The sequence below is a fragment of the Bacteroidota bacterium genome, assembly GCA_036522515.1.
In the GTDB taxonomy this organism is placed as follows: domain Bacteria; phylum Bacteroidota; class Ignavibacteria; order UBA10030; family SZUA-254; genus VBOC01.
In genome coordinates this window covers 1-22,915 of the sequence record DATDFQ010000055.1, presented here as the reverse complement: position 1 = coordinate 22,915, position 22,915 = coordinate 1, and the positions used below count along the sequence as shown (strand labels likewise).

The following is a 22,915-nucleotide window of genomic DNA, read 5'->3' as shown; positions in this document are numbered from 1 at the left end:
GGGGAATGAAGGTTCTAAAAGAAGATGCCGAGCGTAAAGCGGTGCGTCTCCTTGAGCCGGCCGTGGTCGGCCCATCCGTAATCGAAGCTCACCCTGTAGACGTCGAGTGTGGACTGCACTCCCACCCCGAAGGTGAGCCCGACTTCGGAATCTTCCAGGAAAAGATTCTGATAGCCGCCCCGGAGGAAGAGCGTGTTGTCGTATCCCCATTCGATTCCCATGCTGAGACTTTCCGTGTTGTCGCTCGGATGAAACGCGTCGAAGGCGACGTTCACCCTGTTTCGCTCGTTGAGTGCGACCGGAATACCGACGCCGACCCGGAACAGGATCGGCAGGGGGAATTCGTCGGTCAACAACTCCGCGGGAAGACTCCCGTTGTCGCCGAACCTTGCCGGATTTTGGTCGAAGAGGACGCGCAGGTCGGTCCCGTTGAACCGGGCGGGCGTTCCGAAATTCGAGATGCTCGCCCCGATGCGAAGGCCGCTTTCCGAAATCCGGTAGAGCGTTCCCACGTTGAGCGCGAACGCGTACATCGAGCTGTGCCAGATCGTCTCCGTCAGATACGTGCCCTGAAGTCCGACCGAAAATTGTTCCGAAACCTGGCGCCCGTAGCCGATCCCGAACGCAAGATCGGTCACGGTATATCTCTCGCCCGTTCCAAGGGGTTGTTCGACCGTCCGCACATCGATCTCGCCCGAGCTCAGTGACGTGATGCTCGCATAGATATTGCCGACGCTCCCCAGTGTCACGCCGGCGGCCGCAAAATCATAGCCGATGTCTGCCAGCCAGAGACTGTGCGTGAACTCCACGCCGCTTCCTGTGAAGAGCCCGATGGCGGCGGGGTTGTAATAGGCGGCTTGAATCTCGCCGTAGATCGTCGAACCGGCATTTCCCATCCCCGCCACGCGGGCGCTCGGTTCGATCAGCAGGAATTGTCCGGCGCTGGTGCCCGTCTTCGACTGCCCGGCCGCCCACGCGGCCGCAAGCAGGAAGAGTCCGATCAGGAGAAGGTTTCGGATCATAGTCACCCGCCTACTTGATGATTGCGAACTTGCCGATGTAGGTCCCGACGCTCCCCGCGTCGACCTGATAGACGTACAACCCCGGCGCGACGTCGAGATTGTCCTTCGTGCGCAGGTTCCACGCGACAAACCCGTCCGTGGAGCCGTCATGGGTGAGTGTTTGAACCAGCTCGCCCCGAATCGCGAAAATTCTGATCGTGCAGCTTTGCGGCAAGCCGCGGAACTCGATCCGGCGCTCGCCGCGGCCGTTTGTCGCGAAGAGGCCCGGCTCAAAACTCGCCGCCCCCACGTACGGGTTTGGAACGACGTACGGCGAGGAGTTGAACTGCGCCGTCGCTTTCGCATTTTCGACCACTTCGGCTTTCGTCGTGTAGGTGAAAACGTCTCCGGTCGTGAAGGGATAGAGAAGCTTCAACTCATAGACATCCCCCTGGGTGGGCTTCCGGGTCGTGACGCTGTCGTTCTTGATTCTGACCGCCCACGTCAGACGGTCGCCGGCGGCAAGACTGTCCGGACCGGTGAGTATCTGGATTACCTCGGAATTCCCCGGATTGGGGCTGAGCGTCGAGTCGCCGTTGAGGTCGACGAATTTCGTATGAAGATGAAGGTCGCCCTCGGGCGCATGCGCGACGACGCGGAACTTCACCGGCTTTCGAAAGGCGGGGAAGGGGAAAATACCGTCAGCGGTGTCGAGAATCGTGTTGGAGAAGGTAATCGACAAATCATACGGGAACCCGGTGCGGCGAAGGGTGACCGGCATCGTCACGCCGGAATATTTCACGTCGAGCCTTGCGTTCGTGCTGCTTCCCGCGGCGAACCCGCTCAGGAGCGTATCGACCACGACCGTCGGGAGCGTGGTAACGACCGGCTGGACGCCTCCGCCCGAAAGGCCGCGCCCTTCGCCCGCGAAATCCCTCCCCGTCTTGAACAACACCTCGCCGGTCGTGCTGTCGACCAGGTTGTACGAATTCGCCAGCACTTCGTCCGAATTGGCATTGAACGTGATCTTGAAGAGATGATTCTCCGGGACGAGCTTGGAGTCGAGCACTCTCACGCTCACCGTTCCCGTCCCGGCCCCCGCGACCCGCGTGACGCTTCCCGCTTCCGCCGGAGTGTACCCGAGCACTTTCGGGTTGGGCCGGACCGACACCACATTCCCGGGGAGGATCGTCCCGCCGCGCGGCGTCCGGGAGACCGTGATCGAATTCTCCGAGGGATAGTAGGTGAACACCTCCTGGCTCTGAAGCCGGATGCTCGGTCCATAATCATAGGAGCAGACCGCATAGTAATAGAGCTGCCCGTTCACCACGGTCGTGTCTCTGAACGTATGCTGGATGCCGGTCTCCCCGCCGAGATAATATGCGATGCCGTCCACGGTCGTTTTCGAATAACCCGAGATGCCGTCCTTCAGGTCGAATTGCGCGATCGGCTTTCCGTTTCCGATGGGCCCGGTTCCGCGCGCCGTCTGGATGATGCGCGGGTCCCTGAACTCCGGGTCGGTCGAGCGGTAGATGCGGTAGCCCTCAAAATCGTTCTCGGTCACGACCGGATCGGTGCTGTTTTCCGCGGCATCGTCCCAGGTGAGCTGGACGTACTTGTTGCCGGCTTCCGCTTTCACGGTGGGGAGGGGCGGGGGGACGGCGAATTGATAATTCGCGTTGTAAATCGCCTGCACGACCTTCACCGTCGAGCGCAGTTCCTCGAGGTCGGCCCCGTAGGCAAGCGCGAGGCTGAACCGCTCTGTCTTCCCGGCCTTGAGCGTGAAGGGGCCCGACGCGAACAGAAAACCGATATTGATCCGCACCGCGCCCGACCTCTGATCGAACCGGTCATGCGGGTTGGGGCTGGTCCATTTCTCGTAGAGCTCCTTCGGCCAGTCGGGGTGCGGCGGCCGGCCCGTCTTGAAGAACACGATGTCGTCCGGCGTGCCGCCGGGGTTGTTGATGTAGTTCATCTGAAATCCCGTCAGCCCGATCTGGTCCGATTCGTCCTTGTCGGTCTTGTCGAAGTGCGGCTCCCCTTCGGTCGGAATCCCGTCCCCCTCTCCGGGGTCGTGCGTCCCCCACACTCCGTCCTCACCCGTGTCGTCCGCTTCGGCGACCCAATCAAGGTCTTCGTCCCCCGTCCACCATTTGCCCGCCAGCACCGCCGGCCGCTGGCTGATCGGCCCGTAAAACCTGTTGAACTTCACCGTGTCGTAATGCGCGGCGGCGTAGGCGAGAATCGCGTCCCGCCCTTCGATCAGAATTCCGGGGCCCGAATCCCGCCGCTCGTCGGTGATTCCGTCATTGTCGTTATCGATCCCGTCACCGGGCTTGCCGGGTGTTTCCAGGTAGGCATAGCCGAGGTAACCCGTGGGATAGCAGGTATTCGAAAGCCCCACGCCGTGGCCATAGTAGTCCCATGTATAGACGAGGTTCAGCCCCGAGGTGGTGTCGAACGTGGCGTTGTCGTCGTCCGACTCGAACACCCCGTCGCAACTCAGCGCCTCGCCCCCCACGCCGGCATCCATATAGAGGCCGAAGATGATATTTTCCGGCTCGCCGGGGGCCGGGTAATCGGTGGTCCCTTCGTTCGTAATGTCGTAATGCCAGAAGATCACGTTCGCCGCCTGCGGATTGGCCCATTGGAAGCCCCGGACTTCGACCCGCAATCCGAGCCCGTGCCGGGTGGAGTCGCGGCTGTCGGGATAGTAGAGCGATTTCCATTTGTCGTAATAGTCGTCGTCCATCACGCTGTAGCTCTCCTGGTCTGCGGCCGGCTGCTTCCCAAAGTAGCCGTTCCAGGATCCGTTCCAGGTGGCGTCCTTGTCGGGCCATGAAGCAGGCCAGGTGCGGGGATCATTGCTGAGCGCCGGGGATCTTCCCCTGTTGAGGACCGGATCCGGCTCGAAGTATCCCGGCCTCGGCTCAAAGCGCATCGTGAGGGCGGAAAAGGGGCTCGTTTCCTGGCGCTCGCGGTATCCGGTCTCCATGATGTAGGCGGAATCGCCGTTCAGGAGACGCTTTTTTGCCAGCACGAAGGGGGTGATGCCGTCGGTATAGTTCACGCCGCTTCCCTTCGGCACCTCGACGGAATGAAACACGCTCAGGTCCACGTTGCCCGGATCCGGCGGATAGTCGCCGACCATCCCGTAGTTGTAAAACACCGTGCGGATATTGTTCGCGTCATGAAATCCCAGCCGCTCCGCGTCGATCCGGCTCCGCATATCCTTGGGAACGGGGGTCACGACCTGCGCCGCGAGACGTCCGGCTGCGCAGAGTGCGAGTGTGACAAGAAGAGTCAGGAGGCGATAACTCCGCATGTTCATCGGCGGCATCTCCGCAATCAGAGGGCTGAGTTCATTGAAATGCCGATCTCGATCCGGCGCGGAGCGTAGTACCGCGTCGGGTCGGCCAGCTTGTTCTTATCCTGCGAAAGCGGGAAGAGGCCGTAGTCCGGACTCCCGGTGTTTGCAAAGACGTCCCCGTTGAAATAGCGGGTGTCGAGCATATTGAAGACCCTCACGAAGAAACTCATGTTCGCGCCCGAGAGCGCAAAGGACTTTTCGGCCCGGAGATCGACGGTGAAGCCGTTTGGTTTGCGCCCCGAGTTCTTTTCCAGCGCCGCCCCGAACCCCGAGCCGATCGCCGGGGTGTAGGGCTGGCCGCTGCCGAACCGGAGGATCGTGCTGACGGAAAAATTCCCCTCCCGGGAGAGTTGGACGGTCGCGTTCAGGGTATGGCGCTGATCCCAGTCGAACGGCACCTCGCGCGGACGCGGATCTTCTCCCGCCGCCGCCCTGGTCGCTGTTTCCGAAGGGTCGCTCGAGTTTCCGCGGGCCGTCTGCCAGGTGTAATCGAGCGTCGAGCTGACCATACCGATCTGGCGTTGATCGAGCGAAATGGTGAATCCTGTGACGCTGCCAAAATCGACGTTCGTGAGGCGCGCGTAGGAAGCCGCGGTGTAGGTGTCGACGAACTCCACTCCCAGAAGGTCGCGGATGTCCTTATAGAAGAGGTTGACGTTCAACCCGAGAAAATTGGTGATGGCATGCTTGTACCCGAACTCGTATTGCACCGTCCGCTCGGGTTTGATATCCGGATTTCCGTAGACGGTGCCGTAGTTGCCGGTCCCCGCCTGGAGGGTCGCGAGCTTGTCGTAGTTGGCATTGTTGAATATATCGCGCAGGGGCGGGAGCTGATAGAAATGCCCATACGAAAAAAACACCGCCGAGGTCGCCGTAATCGGATACGAAATCCCGACGCGCGGCGCGAGGGAAAGTTTCTTCGTCGCACGCTGCGGGACGGACAGAGGCGCGCCGGCGATCGCATTGGCGGGGTTGGCGAGATCGCTCGGTAGGAAGCTCCGGGCGTTGAAGTATTCAAACCGGACGCCGGCGCGGACCGTCAAGTCGTTCCATTCGGACTGATCCTGCACATAGGCGGCGGCCGAAACGGGGTGATAGTGCTGGACTCCCGGATAATCGGGAGGAAAATCGACGTACCGGTAGAGGGTATCGCCCTTATAGGTGAGAGTCCCGGCCGTCCCGAAGTCGATCGCCGAGGTCTCGAATTCTCCGCCGACTTTTACCAGATGGTCGCGCGAAATCTGGCTTGTGAGGGCGCCTTTCAACACGAGAGAGTTCGTTATCTGCTGGAAGCGCCCGAAATCGACGCCGACGAAGGAGGCCCCGTTTGCAATATCGTCGATCCCGGAACTGGACCCCGCATAATCATACCGAGGGTCGTAAAAATCGTCGAACACCCAGTCATGGTAGTTGAAATAGTTCTGCCGCACGCTGAGGTTGTAATATGTCTTCCCGGAGATTGTGTGCGTCCAGTCCAGCCCGTGAACGATGGACGAGGTCTGCTGTTTCTTCTTGCCGTCGGGGTTGAACCGGAACGTAAACGCGTCGTCGAGCTTGCTCCCCTCGATGCCGTTGGCGAGCGCCTCATACGCGATCTCGATGCCCGGCAGTGACCGGTTGGTGATCTTCGCGAGGCCCGACCACTCATGGGAATAGGCGAGGGCCACCGCCTTCTGGTCGCCGTTCGGTTGCGTAAGCCACTTATAGAGGTTCGAAAACCCGTTCGTATCGAGGGGATTGATGTACCGGATCCCCACGTAGTAATCGTTGAAGACATACCGCCGCCCGCTCAGGAGGAAGTAGGTCTGGGGCAGTCCCGTCGGGCCGCTCAGGCTCAACTGGTAGTTCTGGTTAAGCAACTCGGGCCTGAATTTGTACTCCAGGTCCCGGAATCCCCCGCTTCCGTAGACAAAACTTCCCGCGAGCGCTTCGGCATTCACGCTGAACCTCTCGCTCCCCGACTTGAGGACGGTGTTGACGACGCCGCTCATCGCCTGGCCGTATTCCGCGTCGAACGTACCGGTAATCACCTGGACTTCCTGGATCAGCGAGCGGTCGATCTTCACCACAGAAGTGTTGTCGTAGGAGTTGTTGACGGATACTCCGTTCACCTGGTACTGGACTTCTCCGGCCCGCCCGCCCCGGAAGTGTCCGTCCACCACCCCCGCCTGGAGGTTGACGATATCGGTGAGCTCCTGCACGGGCAGCGCCTGAATATCCTTGTCGGTGACCGTGGAGATCGTGCTGGTGAGGTTGACGTCGACCACCGGCTTCTCCGCCACCACCACGACTTCCCCGGCAGTCACGGGAGCTTCTTCGAGGATCGCATCGAGTCTTGTCGTCCTGTCGGCGGTGACGAGAATCGCCTTCACGGTATACGGGCGATACCCGATCAGGCGGAACTCGACGTCGTAGGTCCCCGCGGGAATGTTGATGATGCTGTAATAGCCGTCGGCAGCCGTCGAAGCGCCGAGCGCCGTCCCGGCGAGGAGGACATTGACGCTGGCAAGGCCCTCGTTGGTCGCCTTGTCGATCGTCCGCCCGGCAATTTTCCCGGTCGTTCCCGCAAATGCGAAGGTGAAGCTCAAGGAGAGAAAGAAGAGAACCGTTACGAATGCCCGGTACCGGCTCGGTTTCAAACAACATGTCATCCTGAGCGGAACGGAGTGCAGCGAAGGATCTCCACCCGACAAGCGCCGGGATCCTTCGCTTCGCTCAGGATGACAAAATGGTTCGAATCGGCGTACAGTCATGTGGGCTTATGGTCGAAGTACAGTCGCGGTTCGCCCTCACCGATTGACAGGCAGTCAAGAGGATGGCTGGGTGAGGGAAGATTGGAAAGCGCCGGTCAAAAGGAGGAGGCGGGCCCCAAAAAGGACCCGCCTCTCCTCGTCCAGATTTACTTAAGAAGAATCATCTTCCCGTCAAATGAAGCGCGTTCGACCTTCGAACCGGGGGCAGACATGTGGACACGGTACGCATAGACCCCCGAACCGAGCCTCTCCGCGTTGAATGTTGCGGAGGCCGTTCCCGGACCCTGCCAGTTGAAAAGCTGCCTGCTCACAAGCCGGCCCAGAATGTCAAACACCTCGACCGAAACGTCGCTCACCACCGGAAGCACGTATTTGATGGTAGTCGACGGATTGAACGGGTTGGGATAGTTGCCTAGAAGAGCGAACTCGCCCGGCGTCGTCTTTTGGGTCTCCTTCACGCCGACAGTAATGCCCGGGTCCATATAGCACCATGCGGCTCCGTCATTGAAGTCGCCTTCCCGCATGTACCAGGAGCGGCTTCCATAGCTGTCGGTAAACGGCGAGAACGAATCCCCGTCATACAATACTGCCCCCAGGAAGAGAACGCCGTCACCCCGGCCCGCCGGATACCCGAACTTCGGCAGGACGACTCTCATTTCCGCGGTGTAACCGGAATCGGGCACTATACCAAGCGTATCGATCGTCGTTCCGCCCTTCAGCGCCATGACCACCTGGACCGCCTGAGCGAGCGAATCCCATGCCGTCGGACTGAGATCGTCCTCGCGCACAGTGGTAATGGCCGCCCCCTGACCCCCGACCCTGAAGCTGAGCCGCCGCGGGAAGAGGACGTTGTCGCCGTTGAGCTGATCGCGCTGGCAGATGATGATGCGGAACCCGTCCCAACGGTCAAGCTGGTCGACGGCCTGGACAACGAGATCGCTTACATCGAACCCGAGGAACAAGGAATCATCCTTGAAGAAGTACTTTATGATTCCCAGGCTCGGATCCTGAATCGCCGCCTGACTGCTATTCACCGTCGGCTGGAACTGGCCGCTCCGGTAGGGCCCCGTGCTGGGGTAGGCCGACCGGATCGCCGCGTCTCCGTACTTGATCTGCAACACCCCGACATTCGGGGCGCTCCAGACCGGATCATCGAGCCGTCCGTCGAGGACCGGCGAATCGAAACTGCCGGCGCTCGGGATGACCCGTTCCGGACCGATGGCGGGAACAGGACCTGTCAGACCGACGTCCGGCCGCGCGTAGACTCTCACGTGGTTGTAGGCGGCGGCATTTCCCCAGGGGCACTGGAACCAGACGCGGTTCCCCGACTGCTTGGCAGTATCGAGAGGCCATTGATAGTCCGCATCGTAGATCGACAGGCTATGCATGACGATATCGCCCTCGGGCTGGGAAACGTTGTAGCCGAAGGTGTTGAGGTTGATTCTGAATTCCATCGTGTAGCTCGTGTCGACGTCCGAGTCGTCATTGAGCGTCCCCTGGACCGTCGTCGCCGCATACCAGGTCGCCCTGCTCAGCGAATCGGGACGTCCGTCATAGGGAGAACTCCCCCAGAATCCTCCGAAGAACGGGGGTCTTCCGGGCGACGTGGCCAATGTATCCGCCCACGTTTCGCTCACCCACGCGTAGAAGATTTCACCCGGAGAGACGGGGCGGCTCGCTTGCTGTCTCTGGCGAATGTTCGACAGAATGCCGTCGAAGTGGTTAAAGAGCCCGCCGCCGATCGACTTATCCCAGACCCTGACGCCGACGTAGAGGCTGTCGGCCTTGACAAGGTATTTCACGATCGCGTGCGTCGGATCCAGCGGAGGTTCCAGGCCATTCTCGTGAAACCAGCCGCTGCCCGGGTTGCCGTTATTGACTCCGTAATTTACCTGGACAGACTCCGCCGCAGCCCAGGCCGGTTCGTCCAGTACGCCGTCGACCGTGATCGGGTCGGTCGTGGTCCGGGCCCAGATTGCATCGGTCCGCTGCGCCTGTCCCCGTGTGATCATACCAACAAGGCAGATCAGCAGAAGAAGATATACCAACGATTTGTTCATACGGCCCCTCCTTTCAGAGAGTGTTGAGAGGTGTTGGTGAGTTTATCGTGAGTTATAATAGTATTCTCCAATGTCACTGTGCTCCGATTTTGCCGGCAAGAACCGGCTGACTTCCGCCGGGACTCCCGGCGGTGCACCCGCACGACTCGCGGGCGATCACGGTGGTCGGAAGGACGATGCGCTTTCGTGTATGCGCGTTCTTTTGCCGGATCGCGTCGACCAGGCGTTCCACCGCGAGGGCGCCCATTTCGCTGATCCTGACTCTGACGGAGGTGAGTGAAGGTTTGATGAACCGGGCGATGGGGATGTCGTCGAATCCACCGAGCGCCATATCCTCCGGCACCCTAAAGCCCGCCTCGAACAGCGCGCTGAGCGCCCCGATCGCCATCGAATCGTTGGAGGAAAACACCGCCGTCGGACGTTCCCGGCGCTCAAGGATCGCTTTCATCGCGTCGAAGCCCGACGCCTCGGAGAAATCGCCCCGTTCCTCAATCATCATCGAGCCCTCGATCTTCGCATTCTTCATCGCCGCCTTGTATCCCCTGACGCGCTCCTCCGCGTCGCAGTTGCGTTCGGTACCGCGGATGATCGCGATCCTCGAGTGGCCGTGCGAGATGAGGTGGCTCACCAGTTGATACGCCCCGTTGAAGTTGTCGATATCGATGGAGTCGGTGGAACCGCCGGCCGCGGAGGAACTCATCAACACGACCGGAAGAGTGCGGGGCAGGTTGCGCACGAGCGTATCGGCGTCGATATCGGGCGACATGACGATGAGCCCGTCTACGCGGCCGTGCATCATACGGAGAGCGGCCTCAAGTTCCTCCCGGTCGTTGTGGGAGCTCGAGACAAGGAGGTGATACTTTTCGCTCTGGGCCGCCTGGTCCGATCCCCGGATTACTTCGGAGAAGAACTCGCCGTGGAGATCGGGCAGAAGGAGCCCGATGCCTTCGGTCTTCCTCATGCTCAGGCTTCTGCCGATCGGGTTGGGGGTGTACCTCAGCTCGCTCGCCACGTCGAGCACGCGGCGGCGCGTCGACTCATCGACGGCTCCGCTCGAATTCAACACACGGGAGACAGTTGCGGTGGACACCTTCGCCTTCCTCGCGACATCTCTGATAGTGGGGTTCATGAGATGGACCGGTGTAAACGGTTACAAAAAACGAGAATACGTACCCTCCGGTGTAACCGGTTACATTGTAAGAAAATTTCTATTTCGTGTCAAGTGAGAAAATCGAGCCGGGGAGTGGGCAATGACCAGTTCCGGCCGGCCGCCGCACATTCACCCCCGGGCAGGATTTGGGGGATTCGGTACTACCTCATTTTGTCATCCTGAGCGGAGCGAAGGATCTCATAGATCGGAAAGACGAGATCCTTCGGTCGCTACGCTCCCTCAGGATGACATATTCGGTGAAATTGAGACATTGCCTGCGATTTTGGTGAATACGATAAAGGATAGTATATTGGGCGAACGATGAGCGCCTTTCGCACAATCCCCATCTTTGTTGCTGTTCTGGCCCTGCTCTATGCCGCAGGCTGCGGATCGAGGCCCGGCACCGGCACGGAGATCGTATTCTGGGCCTTCGGCCAGGAGGGAGAGCGTGTCGCATCCATGATGCCCGCGTTTGAACGGCGAAATCCCGGCATCACCGTCCGCGTCCAGATGATCCCCTGGAATGCCGCCCATGAAAAACTTCTTACCGCCTTCGCGGGCCGGTCTCTCCCGGATCTCTGCCAGCTCGGAAACACATGGGTCCCGGAATTCAAAATTCTGAACGCGATCGAAAACCTCGGACCCTGGGTGGCGTCGAGCGGCTCGATCCGCGACTCGAATTACTTTCCGGGGATCTGGGACACGAATGTCGTCGACTCGCTCCTCTACGGCATTCCATGGTACGTCGACACACGGGTGCTCTTTTACCGGACAGACCTCTGTGCGAGAGCAGGTTATTCCAGGCCTCCGCGTTCGTGGGAGGAATGGTCGGACCTCTGCCGGAAGCTCAAGAAAAATTCTCCGGAGAACTATGGCGTCTTCTTCTCGACAAACAACGAATGGACGGGGCAGGTGATTCTCGGACTTCAGGAGCACTCGACGCTTCTCAAAGACCGGGACACTCGTGGCAACTTCAGCGGTCCGGAGTTTACAAAGGGGATGAAGTATTTTCACGAATTCTTCCAGAACGGGTGGGCCCCGGTGAAGACGACGCAGATCATCAACGTCTTCCAGGCGTTCGCCGCGGGATACTTCGCGTCGTACATCACCGGCCCCTGGAATATCGGCGAATTCGGGAGAAGGCTCCCCGACTCCCTGCGCGATGCATGGATGACGGCGCCGTTGCCCGGCCCGGACGGGTCGACCGGGCTTTCGCTTGCGGGAGGATCAAGCCTCGTCATGTTCCGGTCGTCGAAACACCAGCAGGAAGTCTGGAAGGTGATCGAGTACCTTTCCGAGCCGGAACAGCAGCTCGAGCTCTACCGGCTCACCGGAGACCTGCCGGCGCGGGTGGCGGCCTGGAACGATTCGTCGCTCGCGAACAACAAATACACCCCCGCGTTCTTCGAACAGTTGAAGCACGTCGTCGCCACTCCGAAGATCCCCGAATGGGAACAGATCGCCCAAAAGGTGAGGGAGTACGGAGAGCTGATCTCGATGGACCGGATGACGGTGGAGGAGGGGCTGGCGTCCCTGGACCGTGAGATCGACGTCATCCTTGAAAAGAGAAGGTGGCTGGCGCATGAAGAGTAAGAAGACCGGGGCCCTGACCGCGAGCGGGCACGGCCGGGCCGCGCTTCTCTTCCTTTCCCCCGCGCTGCTTGCGATCGCGGTTTTCTTTTTTATTCCCGTGATCGCCGCGTTCGTCCTGAGCTTCACCGACTTCGACATCTACTCGCTGGGCGACCTTCACTACGCGCGGTTCGTCGGACTGGCGAACTACCTCCACCTCTTCGAGGATCCGCTCTTCTGGAAGGCGATGCTGAATACGCTCTACTTTCTCGGCGTCGGGGCTCCGCTCTCTATCGCCGTCTCGCTCGCCACCGCGTTGCTCCTCCAATCGAAGGCGGTCCGTCTGAAAGGGCTCTTCCGCACGGCGTATTTTGCCCCGGTCGTCTGCACGCTCGTGGCGGTTGCCGTCGTCTGGCGGTTTGTCTACCACCCCACCTCCGGTCTCCTGAACCATGCGCTTTCCTGGGTGGGAATCGCGCCGATCGATTGGCTGGGAGACTCCCACTGGGCAATGCCGGCGATCATCCTCCTGGCGGTCTGGAAGAATTTCGGCTACAACATGATCATATTTGTCGCCGGCCTTCAGAACATCCCGGACGAACTCTACGAGGCCGCTTCGCTCGACGGGGCGGGAAAAGTGCAGCAGTTCACCTCGGTCACGCTGCCGATGCTTGCGCCTACGACGATCTTCATCTGCGTCATCACGATGATCGGGTATTTCCAGTTGTTCGCCGAGCCGTACGTGATGACCCAGGGGGGACCGCTGAACAGCACGCTCAGCCTCGTCTTGCTCATGTACCAGCACGGGTTTCGCTGGTGGAACATGGGCTACTCGGCGGCGCTGGCGTTCATCCTCTTCGCCATCATTCTCGCGGCGTCCGTCGCACAATCGCAGTTACGAAAGAGGCTCTCGCTCCCATGAAGAGGCTCACACCGGTCCTTCTTTACGCATTATTGACCGTGATCGCGGCCGCAACGCTCGCGCCTCTCGTCTGGATGGTTTCGGCTTCACTGATGCCGGCCGGCGACACCGCCTCGTTTCCTCCGCCGTTCTTCCCCCGCCGGATCACGTTCGAGCACTACGCGAGCGTGCTGACCCGGTTGAACCTCGCGCGGGCTCTCTTCAACAGCGCGTTTCTGGCGTTGAGCGTGACGGCGATTTCTCTTCTGATCAATTCGATGGCGGGATATGCGTTTGCGAAGTACCGCTTCCGCGGCCGCGATCCGCTCTTCCGGTTTCTCATCGCGTCGATGTTCATACCCGCGCAGGTCACCATGCTGCCCCTTTTCCTCATGCTCAACAAGATGGGCCTCGTCAATTCCTACGCGGGCGTCATGATACCGGGGCTGGCGAGTATTTTCGGCATCTTCCTCATGCGCCAGTTCGCAATGTCGATCCCGGACAGCACCATCGAGGCGGCCCGGATCGACGGGGCCGGCGATTTTCGCATTTACCGATCGCTGATCCTCCCGATGTGCAAGCCGATCCTTATCACGCTCGCGATCTTCACGTTCATGGGGACCTGGAACGATTTCCTCTGGCCCCTGATCGTGATGACCGACGATTCCATGTACACGCTCCCCGTGGCGCTCGCCGGACTTTCGCTGGAGCATGTCCAGGACACGGAGCTGATGATGGCGGGCTCCGTGATCACTGTGGCTCCGGTGCTGATCCTCTTTGCCGCCGTGCAGAAATACTACATCAGAGGAATCATGGCGGGTGGGCTCAAGGAATAGGGGTGGCGTAACTGGATAACCGAACTCCTCGTAGCTGCATTTCGTCCCCTTCTTTTGGCGTCCTGCCGAAATCCCCTTGAGCCGGGCATGTAAATGCCGTACCATGAAGTATGGCCGTCGGGCGGACGGTCAGACGGTCAGGTCCGGCCATTGAACAGTGAAGAGTTCCGGGCGTCCTATGTAACCATATGACGTTGTACCCGGAAATCGGAGCGGTGGGCCGGACTTGCCGGTTTTTAGGAGGGGGTTACATGCATGCTACCCCCCGACTTCAATCTTCCCCGGGTCGACCCTCAGCCTGTAGCCCCCCGACCGGTTGTTGTCGAATAACTGAGGCCGCTCAAGCCTGAGCGCGAGCGCCAGCCGCTTGAGGTATTCCGGATAATAACCCGCCTTCTGCAGATTAAAATAGCCGTCGGGGTTCTCCTTCCGGGAGCGCGCCATCTCGACAAGCACATGGTAGTAGGTGTCCCGCACCCGTGCTTCCCTCGGCTTCGACTCCCCCTTGATCCACAACTTCACGACAAAGAATCTTTCATCGACCGGCCGGCCTGTGAGCTCGAGGCCGTCGAGCGGGAATTCTCCCTTCTGGGTGGCGGAGCTGGTCGCCAGAGCGAGAAACAGAAAGATGAGCGTCGTTTTTGTCACCAGGAGAAGCGGCCACCGCAATTCGCTCATCGCAATTCCCATTTCCGGCAGCTGGGAAACGACGGTGAGTGCCACGATCGCCACCGAAACGTACTGCAGGATCGGGAAGCCCCTTCCCTTGAACGATTCATAAATCGCCACTTCCAGGACGACCAGCGTGAGGATCGAGAGGATGCAGTCCGGAAGCGCCTGGACCTCAGGCGTTGCTTTCACCGCAAAGCTGACCGCCATGACGATCGCGGCGACGAGGAGGGAAAGGAGGACAACGCTGCCGCGCCAGGAGCGGCTTGCCTCGAACTTTTTGAGCGTCGCGCCGATCCGGCCCGTGATTCCGTAGTCGCCGTAGTCGAAATACCCGATGGAAAGAAGAAGAAATGCGCTATTCAGCGTCGAGGAGACGATCCGCGTGAGGACAAACCAGGAGCTGTTGGAATAGGCCCATCCGAGCATCCCGATCAGGGCCCAAACCAGGGTGGCGTTGCCGAGCCAAAACCAGGTCGGATCGCGCTGGCCGCCGGGATCCCCCCTCATATAGAAGGAATAGAGGACCGTGGAGCCGCAAAGACAGATGCATGCCTGGGCGGGAAAATACCAGTTCGGGAAATCCACCCTCTACCTCACCATGTATCGGTGCAAGAGCCCCGGAAGGCGCTCATTTCGATACACTCCTGCCTCCGAAGATAAACAAGATGGTAACAGTTACTCTCATTCGATAATAACAGATTAACTTGTTGAGCGATATGATAACGAACGAAGCGGGGATTGTCAAGGGATCGGTAGCAGCGACCTTCAGGTCGCGTAGCGAGAACAAACAAACGCAGCCTAAAGGCTGCGGCTACCGAGACCGAAACGTCGGTAACCGCGACCAAGCCCAAGGCGTCGGTAGGCGCGACCTTCAGGTCGCGTAACGACAAGGAAACGATAATATTGGAGACCACAACCATGAACCTACGGATTCACAGGATGGCACAAAGTCTGATCATCGCTGCCGGAATCGCGGCCCTCGTCGCAGGAGCCGGTTGCAACCCCGGGGATGAGAAGGAAATCCGGATCGGGGAGTATTCCTCTCTTACGGGAACCGCGGCGACGTTCGGGACCTCGACCCACAAGGGGGCGAGCCTCGCCGTCGAGGAGGCGAATGCCGGCGGCGGCATTCTCGGGAAGAGCGTCAAGCTCCTCACCGAGGATACCCAGTCGAAACCGGAGGAAGCCGCGACCGTGGTGACGAAACTGATCACGCGCGACCATGTGATCGCGATGGTGGGCGAAGTGGCTTCCAGCCGCAGCCTTGCGGCCGCGCCGATCTGTCAATCGAACGGAGTTCCTATGATCACCCCCTCCTCGACGAACCCCAAGGTGACGCAGGTCGGGGATTACATCTTCAGGGTCTGTTTCCTCGACGACTTTCAGGGCTCGGTGATCGCCCGGTATATCCGGAACAGCCTCAACCTGACTCGGGTCGCCGTCCTGAAAGACGTGAAGAACGAGTATAGCGTCGGGCTCGCCCAATACTTTTCGGAATCTTTCCGGAAGCTCGGGGGCATGATCACTTCCGAGCAGGCCTTCAGCGAAGGGGACAACGATTTCAAAGCGCAGCTCACAGCCCTCAAGTCCACGAACCCCGAAATCATCTTCGTCCCGGGCTACTACAACGAAGCGGCGTTAATCGTCAAACAGGGGCGCGAGCTCAACATCGCGCTTCCCTTTATCGGCGGGGACGGGTGGGATTCGGCCAAGCTGCTCGAAATCGGAGGAGCGGCAATGGAGGGGACATTTTATTGCAACCATTACAGCACCCACGACACGCGGGAGGTTGTTCAGAATTTTGTGCAAAAATTCCGCGCGAAGTTCAATGAGACGCCGGACGCCATAGCGGCCCTCAGCTATGACGCCGTCAGGATTCTCCTCAACTCGATCCGCGCCTGCGGATCGACCGAGGGGCCGAAACTCCGCGACGCGATCGCGGCAACCAGGGACTTTGACGGCGTAACTGGAACGATCACGATCAGCCCCGAGCGAAACGCGACGAAGTCGGCGGTGATCCTTACTGTGAAGGACGGGCAGCTGATGCCAAAGGAGACGATTCGGCCGTGATCCCGGGTTCAGATAACGCGTATGGCGGCGGCATGCAGGCCCCCAGCTCCCTGGTCCCTCAGGCCCGGATGCGAAGCAGTTTATCCCCTTTTTTTGGCATCCTGAAGAATATTCATTTGGCCGGGTGTTCAAATGACGTATCATACACTCCGGTCCGTCGGACAAATGGCAAGTTCCGGCTCTTGCACTGCAAAGACTCCCGGGCGACCTATGCGCCTGGACAGCGGCTTGTCCGGGGATCGATGCGGGAAGCGGGACTTGCCGGTTTTTATGAGGCGCCTGCGTCCGGTAGTGTCTTATTTTGTCATCCTGAGCGAAGCGAAGGATCTTGCAGGTCGGAAAGACGAGATCCTTCGGTCGCTGCGCTCCCTCAGGATGACATGTTGGGTGAAACTGAGACACTACCATGACCGGACCGGATGCGGGCGAAGCCGCAATTTCCTATATTCCGGCTATTGAGCGAAGGGAACATGCCCGGACGTTTAACTCTGCGATGGAAAGTCATCCTCCTCGGATGGGGCCTTTACGGCGCCTACATGTCGTTGGAGTCGATCCTCCTCGGCGCAAAGTCGGGGCGCCAGGTGGACATCACCTTCCTCGTCTTCTCCGAGCTGGCGTACGCCGCCATCTGGATGGGGCTTACCCCTCTCGTGCTCTGGCTGGCGGAGCGATTTCCGTTTTCCAAGAAACAGTGGATCCGCCCCCTCTGGACTCACCTCGGCTTTAGCCTTCTTGTGGCGCTCTGCCACAAGGGGATTCACGGGATCATCCTGACCCTCTACAGGGTGGCGTTCGAGGGCGCCACTTTTTCCTGGTCCTCGCCGTACAACATCATGCTCTCGTACTTCGACTACGGCATCCAGCTCTACTGGATCATCCTCCTGCTCCACCACGCGTATGCCTACTACGCGCGCTCCCAGCAAAACGAGTTGAAGTCGATCCAGCTTGGAAAGATGCTCGTCGAGTCGCAGCTCCAGGCTTTGAAGATGCAACTCCAGCCCCACTTCCTGTTCAATTCGCTGAACGCCATCTACATGCTGATCGAGAAGGATCCGAAACTCGCCCGCTCGACATTGCGGAAGCTGAGCGAACTTCTCCGCCGGACGCTCGAGCGCGTCGGAGCGCAGGAGGTCCGCCTGAAGGAAGAGCTGGAGTTTCTCGCGCTCTATCTCGAAATCGAGCAGATCAGGTTCGGCGAACGGTTGAAAGTCACCATCTCCGTGCCCGCGGCGCTCGAAGAGGCGCGTGTTCCGAACATGATCCTTCAGCCGCTCGTCGAAAACGCCGTCAAGCACGGGATCAGCAAGATCCGCGGCGAGGCCATATTGGAAATATCCGCTTCGCAGGAGGACGGAACGCTCGAGCTTCGCGTCTTCAACAACGGGTTTGGAATCGAGGCGGAAGCCGCCGACTCCGGAGACGCGGTCGAACCGGGGCGTCAGGGGATCGGAATTGCGAACACACAGGCGCGGCTCGAACGGCTCTATGGACCGCGGCAGTCGTTCAAATTGACCGAATTGCCCGGGGGCGGCGTGGCGGCATCGCTCACAATCCCCTACAGCACCGCGACGGGGTTTGCCCTCCAGGATGCCCCCGATGCGTAGGATCAGCGCGTTGATCGTCGACGACGAGCCTCTGGGCAGGGAGAGCGTCCGCGAACTCCTTGCGGGCGAAAAGGATATCCAGATCGCCGGCGAATGCTCCGACGGGCTTGAAGCCATCGAACAGATCCACCTGAAAAGCCCCGACCTGGTCTTTCTCGATATCCAGATGCCCGAGTTGAACGGCTTTGACGTCCTGGCGCACCTCGACCGGGAAAAACTGCCGGCCATTGTATTCGTCACCGCTTACGATGAGTTCGCGATCCGGGCCTTCGATGTGAGGGCGCTCGATTATCTTCTCAAGCCGATCGATCCGGAACGGTTTTCGGCGACGCTCGATCGCGTAAGGGAATCGGTCGCGGCAAAAGATCCCGCCGCGGGAAAGCTCCTGCGCAAACAGATCGGACAACTGCTGAGCGAAGTTTCCGGTTCCCGGGGTTACCGGGAGATCGTCGCGGTCAGGACGTTCAAAAAGATTTCGATCGTCCGGGTGAGCGATATCAACTGGATTCAGGCTCAGGGCGATTACCTCTATCTCCATGCGGGAGGCAAACGGCATCTCCTCCACGAAAGCCTCGCGAGTCTCGAGAAGCAGCTCGACCCCTCCCACTTCATACGCATCCACAGGTCGATCATCGTTAATCTCGGACGGATCGGAGAGATCCTCAGGTCCGCCGAGGGGGACTATGTCGCGGTGCTCCCGAACGATGTGAAGCTCCCCATCGGCAGACTCTACCGCCCGAAGCTCCTCTCCCTCCTGCGGGTTTAATTCTCGCGCATTAAGAGTTTTCTCGTTCCCACGCTCCGCGTGGGAACGCGTATTTGGGCCGCTCCGCGGCCCCCGATATCAATAGTGAGGCGCAGACTCATAGCCGCTGACCAAAAGCACGTCAGCATGACGAGATAGTGAATAGCCGAAGCCTTCATCTCTGCTCGTCATCCCGACGTGCTTCAGGTCGGGATCTTGATTCCTTTTGCTTTTCGTCTCTCCCTCTTGGCCGTTCGTCGATACCAGACCCCGATCCGCCGAAGAACACCGTTTCCAGGCCGAATCCCGCCGTATATTTCAAGAAACGAACTCCTCGGGGAAACGCACGATGGTCCGACGCATACTCCTTTTTATCCTTTGCTATTCTTCGCTTACGGCCGCCTCGGAGGCGGCTATTCTCCGGGTCCCGGCCGCATACTCATCGATCCAGTCAGCGATCCTCGCAGCGTCAAACGGCGACACGGTGCTCGTCGAACGCGGCACCTACTTCGAGAATCTCAACTTCCGCGGGAGGAACATCGTCGTGACAAGCCGGTACTTGCTTACCGGAAACCCCGCCGACATTTTCGAGACGGTGATCAACGGAAGCTCTCCGATCAGCCCGGACTCCGCGAGCTGCGTTCGCATCGTCTCCGGCGAGGATTCAACCGCTGTGCTGGAAGGGTTCACGCTGACCGGCGGCACCGGGACGAAGTGGACGGATGAGCACGCGGCAGGCGTCTTTGTGGAAGGGGGCGGAATTCTCATTCAGCTCTCCTCTCCCACGATCCTTCACAACCGGATCATCTATAACCAGGCGATTTCCGTCCCGCCGGGAGTGCGGAGCGCCGGCGGCGGAGGCATCCGCGTTGGGGACGGGTATCCGAGGATCCTGAACAATATTATCACGAACAACCACGGCATGTACGGCGGCGGCATCGTTCTGAATTTTACCGGAGCGGTGGTCCGGAACAACATCATCGCCCAGAATACGGTCGATCAGGCCGTGGCCGGAGTCGAAACGTTCGGAGGAGGGGGAATCTGGGCTTTTTCAAATTTTGGCGCCGTGCCGAAGATCATCGAGAACAATACCATCGTGGACAACTCATCCTCCGGAACAGGCAGCGCGCAGGCCGGAAGAGGGGGCGGTGTGATCACGGGCGGGACCACGCTCGACCTCCACAACAATATTATCTGGAATAACCATCAGGTCTCCGGCTCCGATGTGGGCACGGGGGCCTCCGGGACGGTTAACGCGACATTCAACGATATCGGGGGAGGGTTCTTCGGGGACGGGAATCTGGACCTCGATCCGCTGTTCAGCGGGCCCGAGTATGTTCTCGGCGCCGGTTCTCCCTGTATCGATGCCGGTGACTCCAGCGTCGTTGAAAACGATCCGGAAGACCCTCACGCTCCCGGTCTTGCTCAGAGTTATTCTGCGAGGACACTGCGCAACGACATGGGAGCGTTTGGGGGTCCCGGACGCACTCCGGAAACCTTTACAATCACGATATCGCCCGGCGCGCACGGCACGATCACTCCGTCTCAGGGATCCCCCCTCCCGGTCGAATCGATTGATGTCCCGTCAGGCGACGACCAGGAATTTATCATCGCCCCCGATTCAGGATACGGGGTGCGGGAACTCCTCGTGAATTCGAATCCGGTCGCCCCGGTTCAGAACTACACCGCTCTCAATGTGCGGAGCGTGGGATCCATCAGCGCGTCGTTCGTCCGGAGGTACACGATCCGGGCAACATCGCGGGGTCACGGGTCCCTCCTTCCCGCCGGAGAGATTCACGTGGACGAGGGGAGTAACATCTCCTTCACGATAACGCCCGAACACGGCTATTTCGTCGACAGCCTCGTGGTCGACGGCCTCCTGACAGGATCCGTCCCCTCATACTCGTTTCTCTCGGACTCCGCCGATCATTCCATCGACGTTTCGTTCCGGCTCGACTCCTCTTATCTTGCGGCGTTTCGCACGATCAGGCCCGACAGCCTCGTGTTCGATAGGGACAACAAGGGAAAGACACTGAAATATGTGAAGGCGAAACCGGACCGGGTGGAATTTTCGTTCCGCGTTCATGCTCCCGCTACCGCCGCATTATCGCTCAAGTTCTCCATGAAAACGTCGGGTGCGATCACGCTGGGGCCGGCCGGAGGAGACACGGTCATGAGCTGGTCGGATCTTGCCGCGATCACAACCCCCGGCCCGATCGACGGCGGCACGACGCTCCGGGTATCCGGAATCGGAAGCAAAGGGAAACCCCTTTCGGCCAAGTATGTCTGGTCGACCATCCCCTCGCCAGCAAAGGGGACCGTGCCGGACACATCGTTCATCCTCAACCTTCCGCGCCTTCCGATGCCCGACAGGGTGAACATCCTGTATGAACTCTTCCGGAGGGGCGCGTTCGGGACCGGTCTCGATGTCGGTATTCCCGCTCCGGAGAGTCCGAAGAGTTACGGATGGGTCTCCGCGCCGAAGTATACCGATGTGTTGAAATCGCTCTTCGACAAAAACGCGGGGCTGCACACCGGGAGCCCGAGGAACTTCGATCAATTCACCGGCGGGAAACCGTTGGTGGGGAGGATCAAATCGCTCTCCCCCGCAAAATACAATAACCGGTTGTTCGCGGACGCTCTCGTCTTGAAACTCAATATCGCGGCAAGCTCGCAGCAAATCACCCCTCCGGGGCTCGGCTCGCTTCTCTACGATGACGGGGCGGCAAACCCCCTGAACGGAAGGTCTCTCGTTTCGATCGCGGAGCTTGCAGATTCGATGCTGAGCGCGAAGTCCCAGCCCGGGCTCTTCCGGAGCAAGGCCGACTATGATGCTGCGATCGGATATTCAAATCTCGACTCGGTGATATACCGGATCAATTCTGCATTCGAGGGGGCGCCCGATACCGCAGTGGGAGGGTTCTCCGGACCTTTGTCGCTAACCGGGACCCGGCAGTTGATGGAGGTTGCGATCCTGAAATCGGGTCCGGTGAATGAGCCCGCCGCCGGAGGGGTGTTTGTTTCGAGACAACCTCCGCTCGCGGAGGAGTTCGCACTGGCTCAAAATTATCCGAACCCGTTCAACCCCTCAACCACGATCACATTCGCGCTTCCAAACGCTTCGATCGTCACGCTCACGGTCTTCAACATCCTTGGACAGGAGGTGGGGAGACCACTCGACCACGCTCAGCTCGACGAGGGGGAAACGGAGGTCGTCTTCGATGCGCGATCACTGGCGAGCGGAGTCTATCTGTACCGTCTGATCGCCGCCGAAGTTACGAACGACGAGGAGGGGATTACGACTCCGCGCACCTTCATCACATCAAAAAAAATGATGCTCCTTCGCTAAGACGATGGTTGTGCCGGCCCGTCCCGCCGCCGGGCGGCCATTCCGTCAAACATTCGTCTGTTTTCTCCGTATATTCAAGTCAACCCCCTTCATCATCGAATCAGAGGAGTCGTTCATGAAACGAGTCGCTTCCATCTTCGCCTTTGTCGCCGTAGCCGCACAACTGCTCATGCCCGCTGTCGCCGCTGCAAGCGATGAAAAATCGCCTGTCCTGGTTTCCACTTCGTGGCTCGCGGAGCATCTCAAGGATCCGGGGATGGTGGTTCTCAATGTGGCCTTTCTCCGGAGGGATTATACCGGCGGGCACATTCCCGGCTCGCGGTTTCTCTGGACCGGCTCCCTTGTGCAGGGCACGCCGGATATGACCTATGAGCTCGTGCCCGTCGCGCAAATCAAGGATGCCCTCGAAGCCGCCGGCATCTCCAACGACTCGCGCGTCGTTCTGTACGGAGTCGGGCAGAGCGTGAGTCCGACCATGCGGGTATTCCTCACGCTCGAGTACGCCGGCATGGGGGGCAGGATCTCCGTCCTCGACGGGGGACTCGACGCCTGGAAGGCGGAGAAGAGGCCGGTGTCGATGGACGCACCTGAGTTCTCCCGCGGATCGTTCACGCCGGACATCCATAAGGAAGTGTTCGTCGACGCCGAGTGGATGAAGGACCACATGCATACGCCCTCCGTCGCGATCGTCGATGCGCGGGCGCCGAACTTCTACAACGGCACGACCCCGGGCCAGGGCCGCCTCGGACACATTCCGGGCGCCAAGAACCTGTTCTTCAACACCCTGTTCGACACCACGAACAAGCTGCTTCCCGTTCCGAAACTGAAGGAG

General features: G+C 59.8%; 14 protein-coding genes. 8 read left to right on the top strand and 6 right to left on the bottom strand.

What is annotated here, in order from left to right:
• Positions 1 to 14: 14 nt before the first annotated feature.
• The 5 genes from VI215_10385 to VI215_10365 form a co-directional block, all read right to left on the bottom strand.
• Positions 15 to 1,022 carry a PorV/PorQ family protein gene (locus VI215_10385; GenBank protein ID HEY6192716.1) on the bottom strand — a complete coding sequence of 336 codons (1,008 nt, stop codon included), beginning with the start codon at positions 1,020 to 1,022 and terminating at the stop codon, positions 15 to 17.
• 10 nt (positions 1,023 to 1,032) lie between these two features.
• Positions 1,033 to 4,326: a hypothetical protein gene (locus tag VI215_10380; protein HEY6192715.1), complete on the bottom strand. Its 3,294-nt coding sequence runs from the start codon at positions 4,324 to 4,326 to the stop codon at positions 1,033 to 1,035.
• A gap of 23 nt (positions 4,327 to 4,349) precedes the next feature.
• Positions 4,350 to 7,010, bottom strand: a complete 2,661-nt coding sequence (locus VI215_10375) for a TonB-dependent receptor (GenBank protein ID HEY6192714.1) — start codon at positions 7,008 to 7,010, stop codon at positions 4,350 to 4,352.
• Between the two features lie 260 nt (positions 7,011 to 7,270).
• Positions 7,271 to 9,184 carry a T9SS type A sorting domain-containing protein gene (locus VI215_10370; GenBank protein ID HEY6192713.1) on the bottom strand — a complete coding sequence of 638 codons (1,914 nt, stop codon included), beginning with the start codon at positions 9,182 to 9,184 and terminating at the stop codon, positions 7,271 to 7,273.
• A 73-nt stretch (positions 9,185 to 9,257) separates the two neighbouring features.
• A complete protein-coding gene (locus VI215_10365) occupies positions 9,258 to 10,313 on the bottom strand; it encodes a LacI family DNA-binding transcriptional regulator (protein HEY6192712.1) in 1,056 nt (351 codons plus the stop codon).
• 342 nt (positions 10,314 to 10,655) lie between these two features.
• Between VI215_10365 and VI215_10360 the strand changes: the two genes are divergently transcribed.
• The 3 genes from VI215_10360 to VI215_10350 are packed head-to-tail and all read left to right on the top strand — an operon-like array spanning position 10,656 to position 13,643.
• Positions 10,656 to 11,927 (top strand): sugar ABC transporter substrate-binding protein, encoded by a 1,272-nt coding sequence (locus VI215_10360; GenBank protein ID HEY6192711.1) that lies wholly within the window; start codon positions 10,656 to 10,658, stop codon positions 11,925 to 11,927.
• Complete coding sequence (locus tag VI215_10355; GenBank protein HEY6192710.1) at positions 11,917 to 12,828, top strand: sugar ABC transporter permease; 912 nt, start codon at positions 11,917 to 11,919, stop codon at positions 12,826 to 12,828. Before VI215_10360 ends, VI215_10355 begins: the two co-directional genes overlap by 11 nt.
• Positions 12,825 to 13,643 carry a carbohydrate ABC transporter permease gene (locus VI215_10350; GenBank protein ID HEY6192709.1) on the top strand — a complete coding sequence of 273 codons (819 nt, stop codon included), beginning with the start codon at positions 12,825 to 12,827 and terminating at the stop codon, positions 13,641 to 13,643. Before VI215_10355 ends, VI215_10350 begins: the two co-directional genes overlap by 4 nt.
• Positions 13,644 to 13,901: 258 nt before the next feature.
• Here the strand turns inward: VI215_10350 and VI215_10345 are convergent, their stop codons facing one another.
• Positions 13,902 to 14,900 (bottom strand): hypothetical protein, encoded by a 999-nt coding sequence (locus VI215_10345; GenBank protein HEY6192708.1) that lies wholly within the window; start codon positions 14,898 to 14,900, stop codon positions 13,902 to 13,904.
• A gap of 333 nt (positions 14,901 to 15,233) precedes the next feature.
• On the opposite strand from VI215_10345, the gene VI215_10340 reads away from it, so the two are divergent.
• The 5 genes from VI215_10340 to VI215_10320 form a co-directional block, all read left to right on the top strand.
• Entirely contained in the window at positions 15,234 to 16,385 is a 1,152-nt protein-coding gene (locus tag VI215_10340; protein HEY6192707.1) for an ABC transporter substrate-binding protein, read from the top strand.
• 470 nt (positions 16,386 to 16,855) lie between these two features.
• Complete coding sequence (locus VI215_10335) at positions 16,856 to 17,989, top strand: histidine kinase (protein ID HEY6192706.1); 1,134 nt, start codon at positions 16,856 to 16,858, stop codon at positions 17,987 to 17,989.
• Entirely contained in the window at positions 17,982 to 18,755 is a 774-nt protein-coding gene (locus VI215_10330; GenBank protein HEY6192705.1) for a response regulator, read from the top strand. The genes VI215_10335 and VI215_10330 overlap by 8 nt, the downstream gene beginning before the upstream one ends.
• Positions 18,756 to 19,083: 328 nt before the next feature.
• Complete coding sequence (locus VI215_10325) at positions 19,084 to 22,083, top strand: T9SS type A sorting domain-containing protein (GenBank protein ID HEY6192704.1); 3,000 nt, start codon at positions 19,084 to 19,086, stop codon at positions 22,081 to 22,083.
• 115 nt (positions 22,084 to 22,198) lie between these two features.
• Positions 22,199 to 22,915, top strand: a 717-nt coding sequence (locus tag VI215_10320) for a rhodanese-like domain-containing protein (GenBank protein HEY6192703.1), incomplete at its 3' end; no start/stop codon positions are given.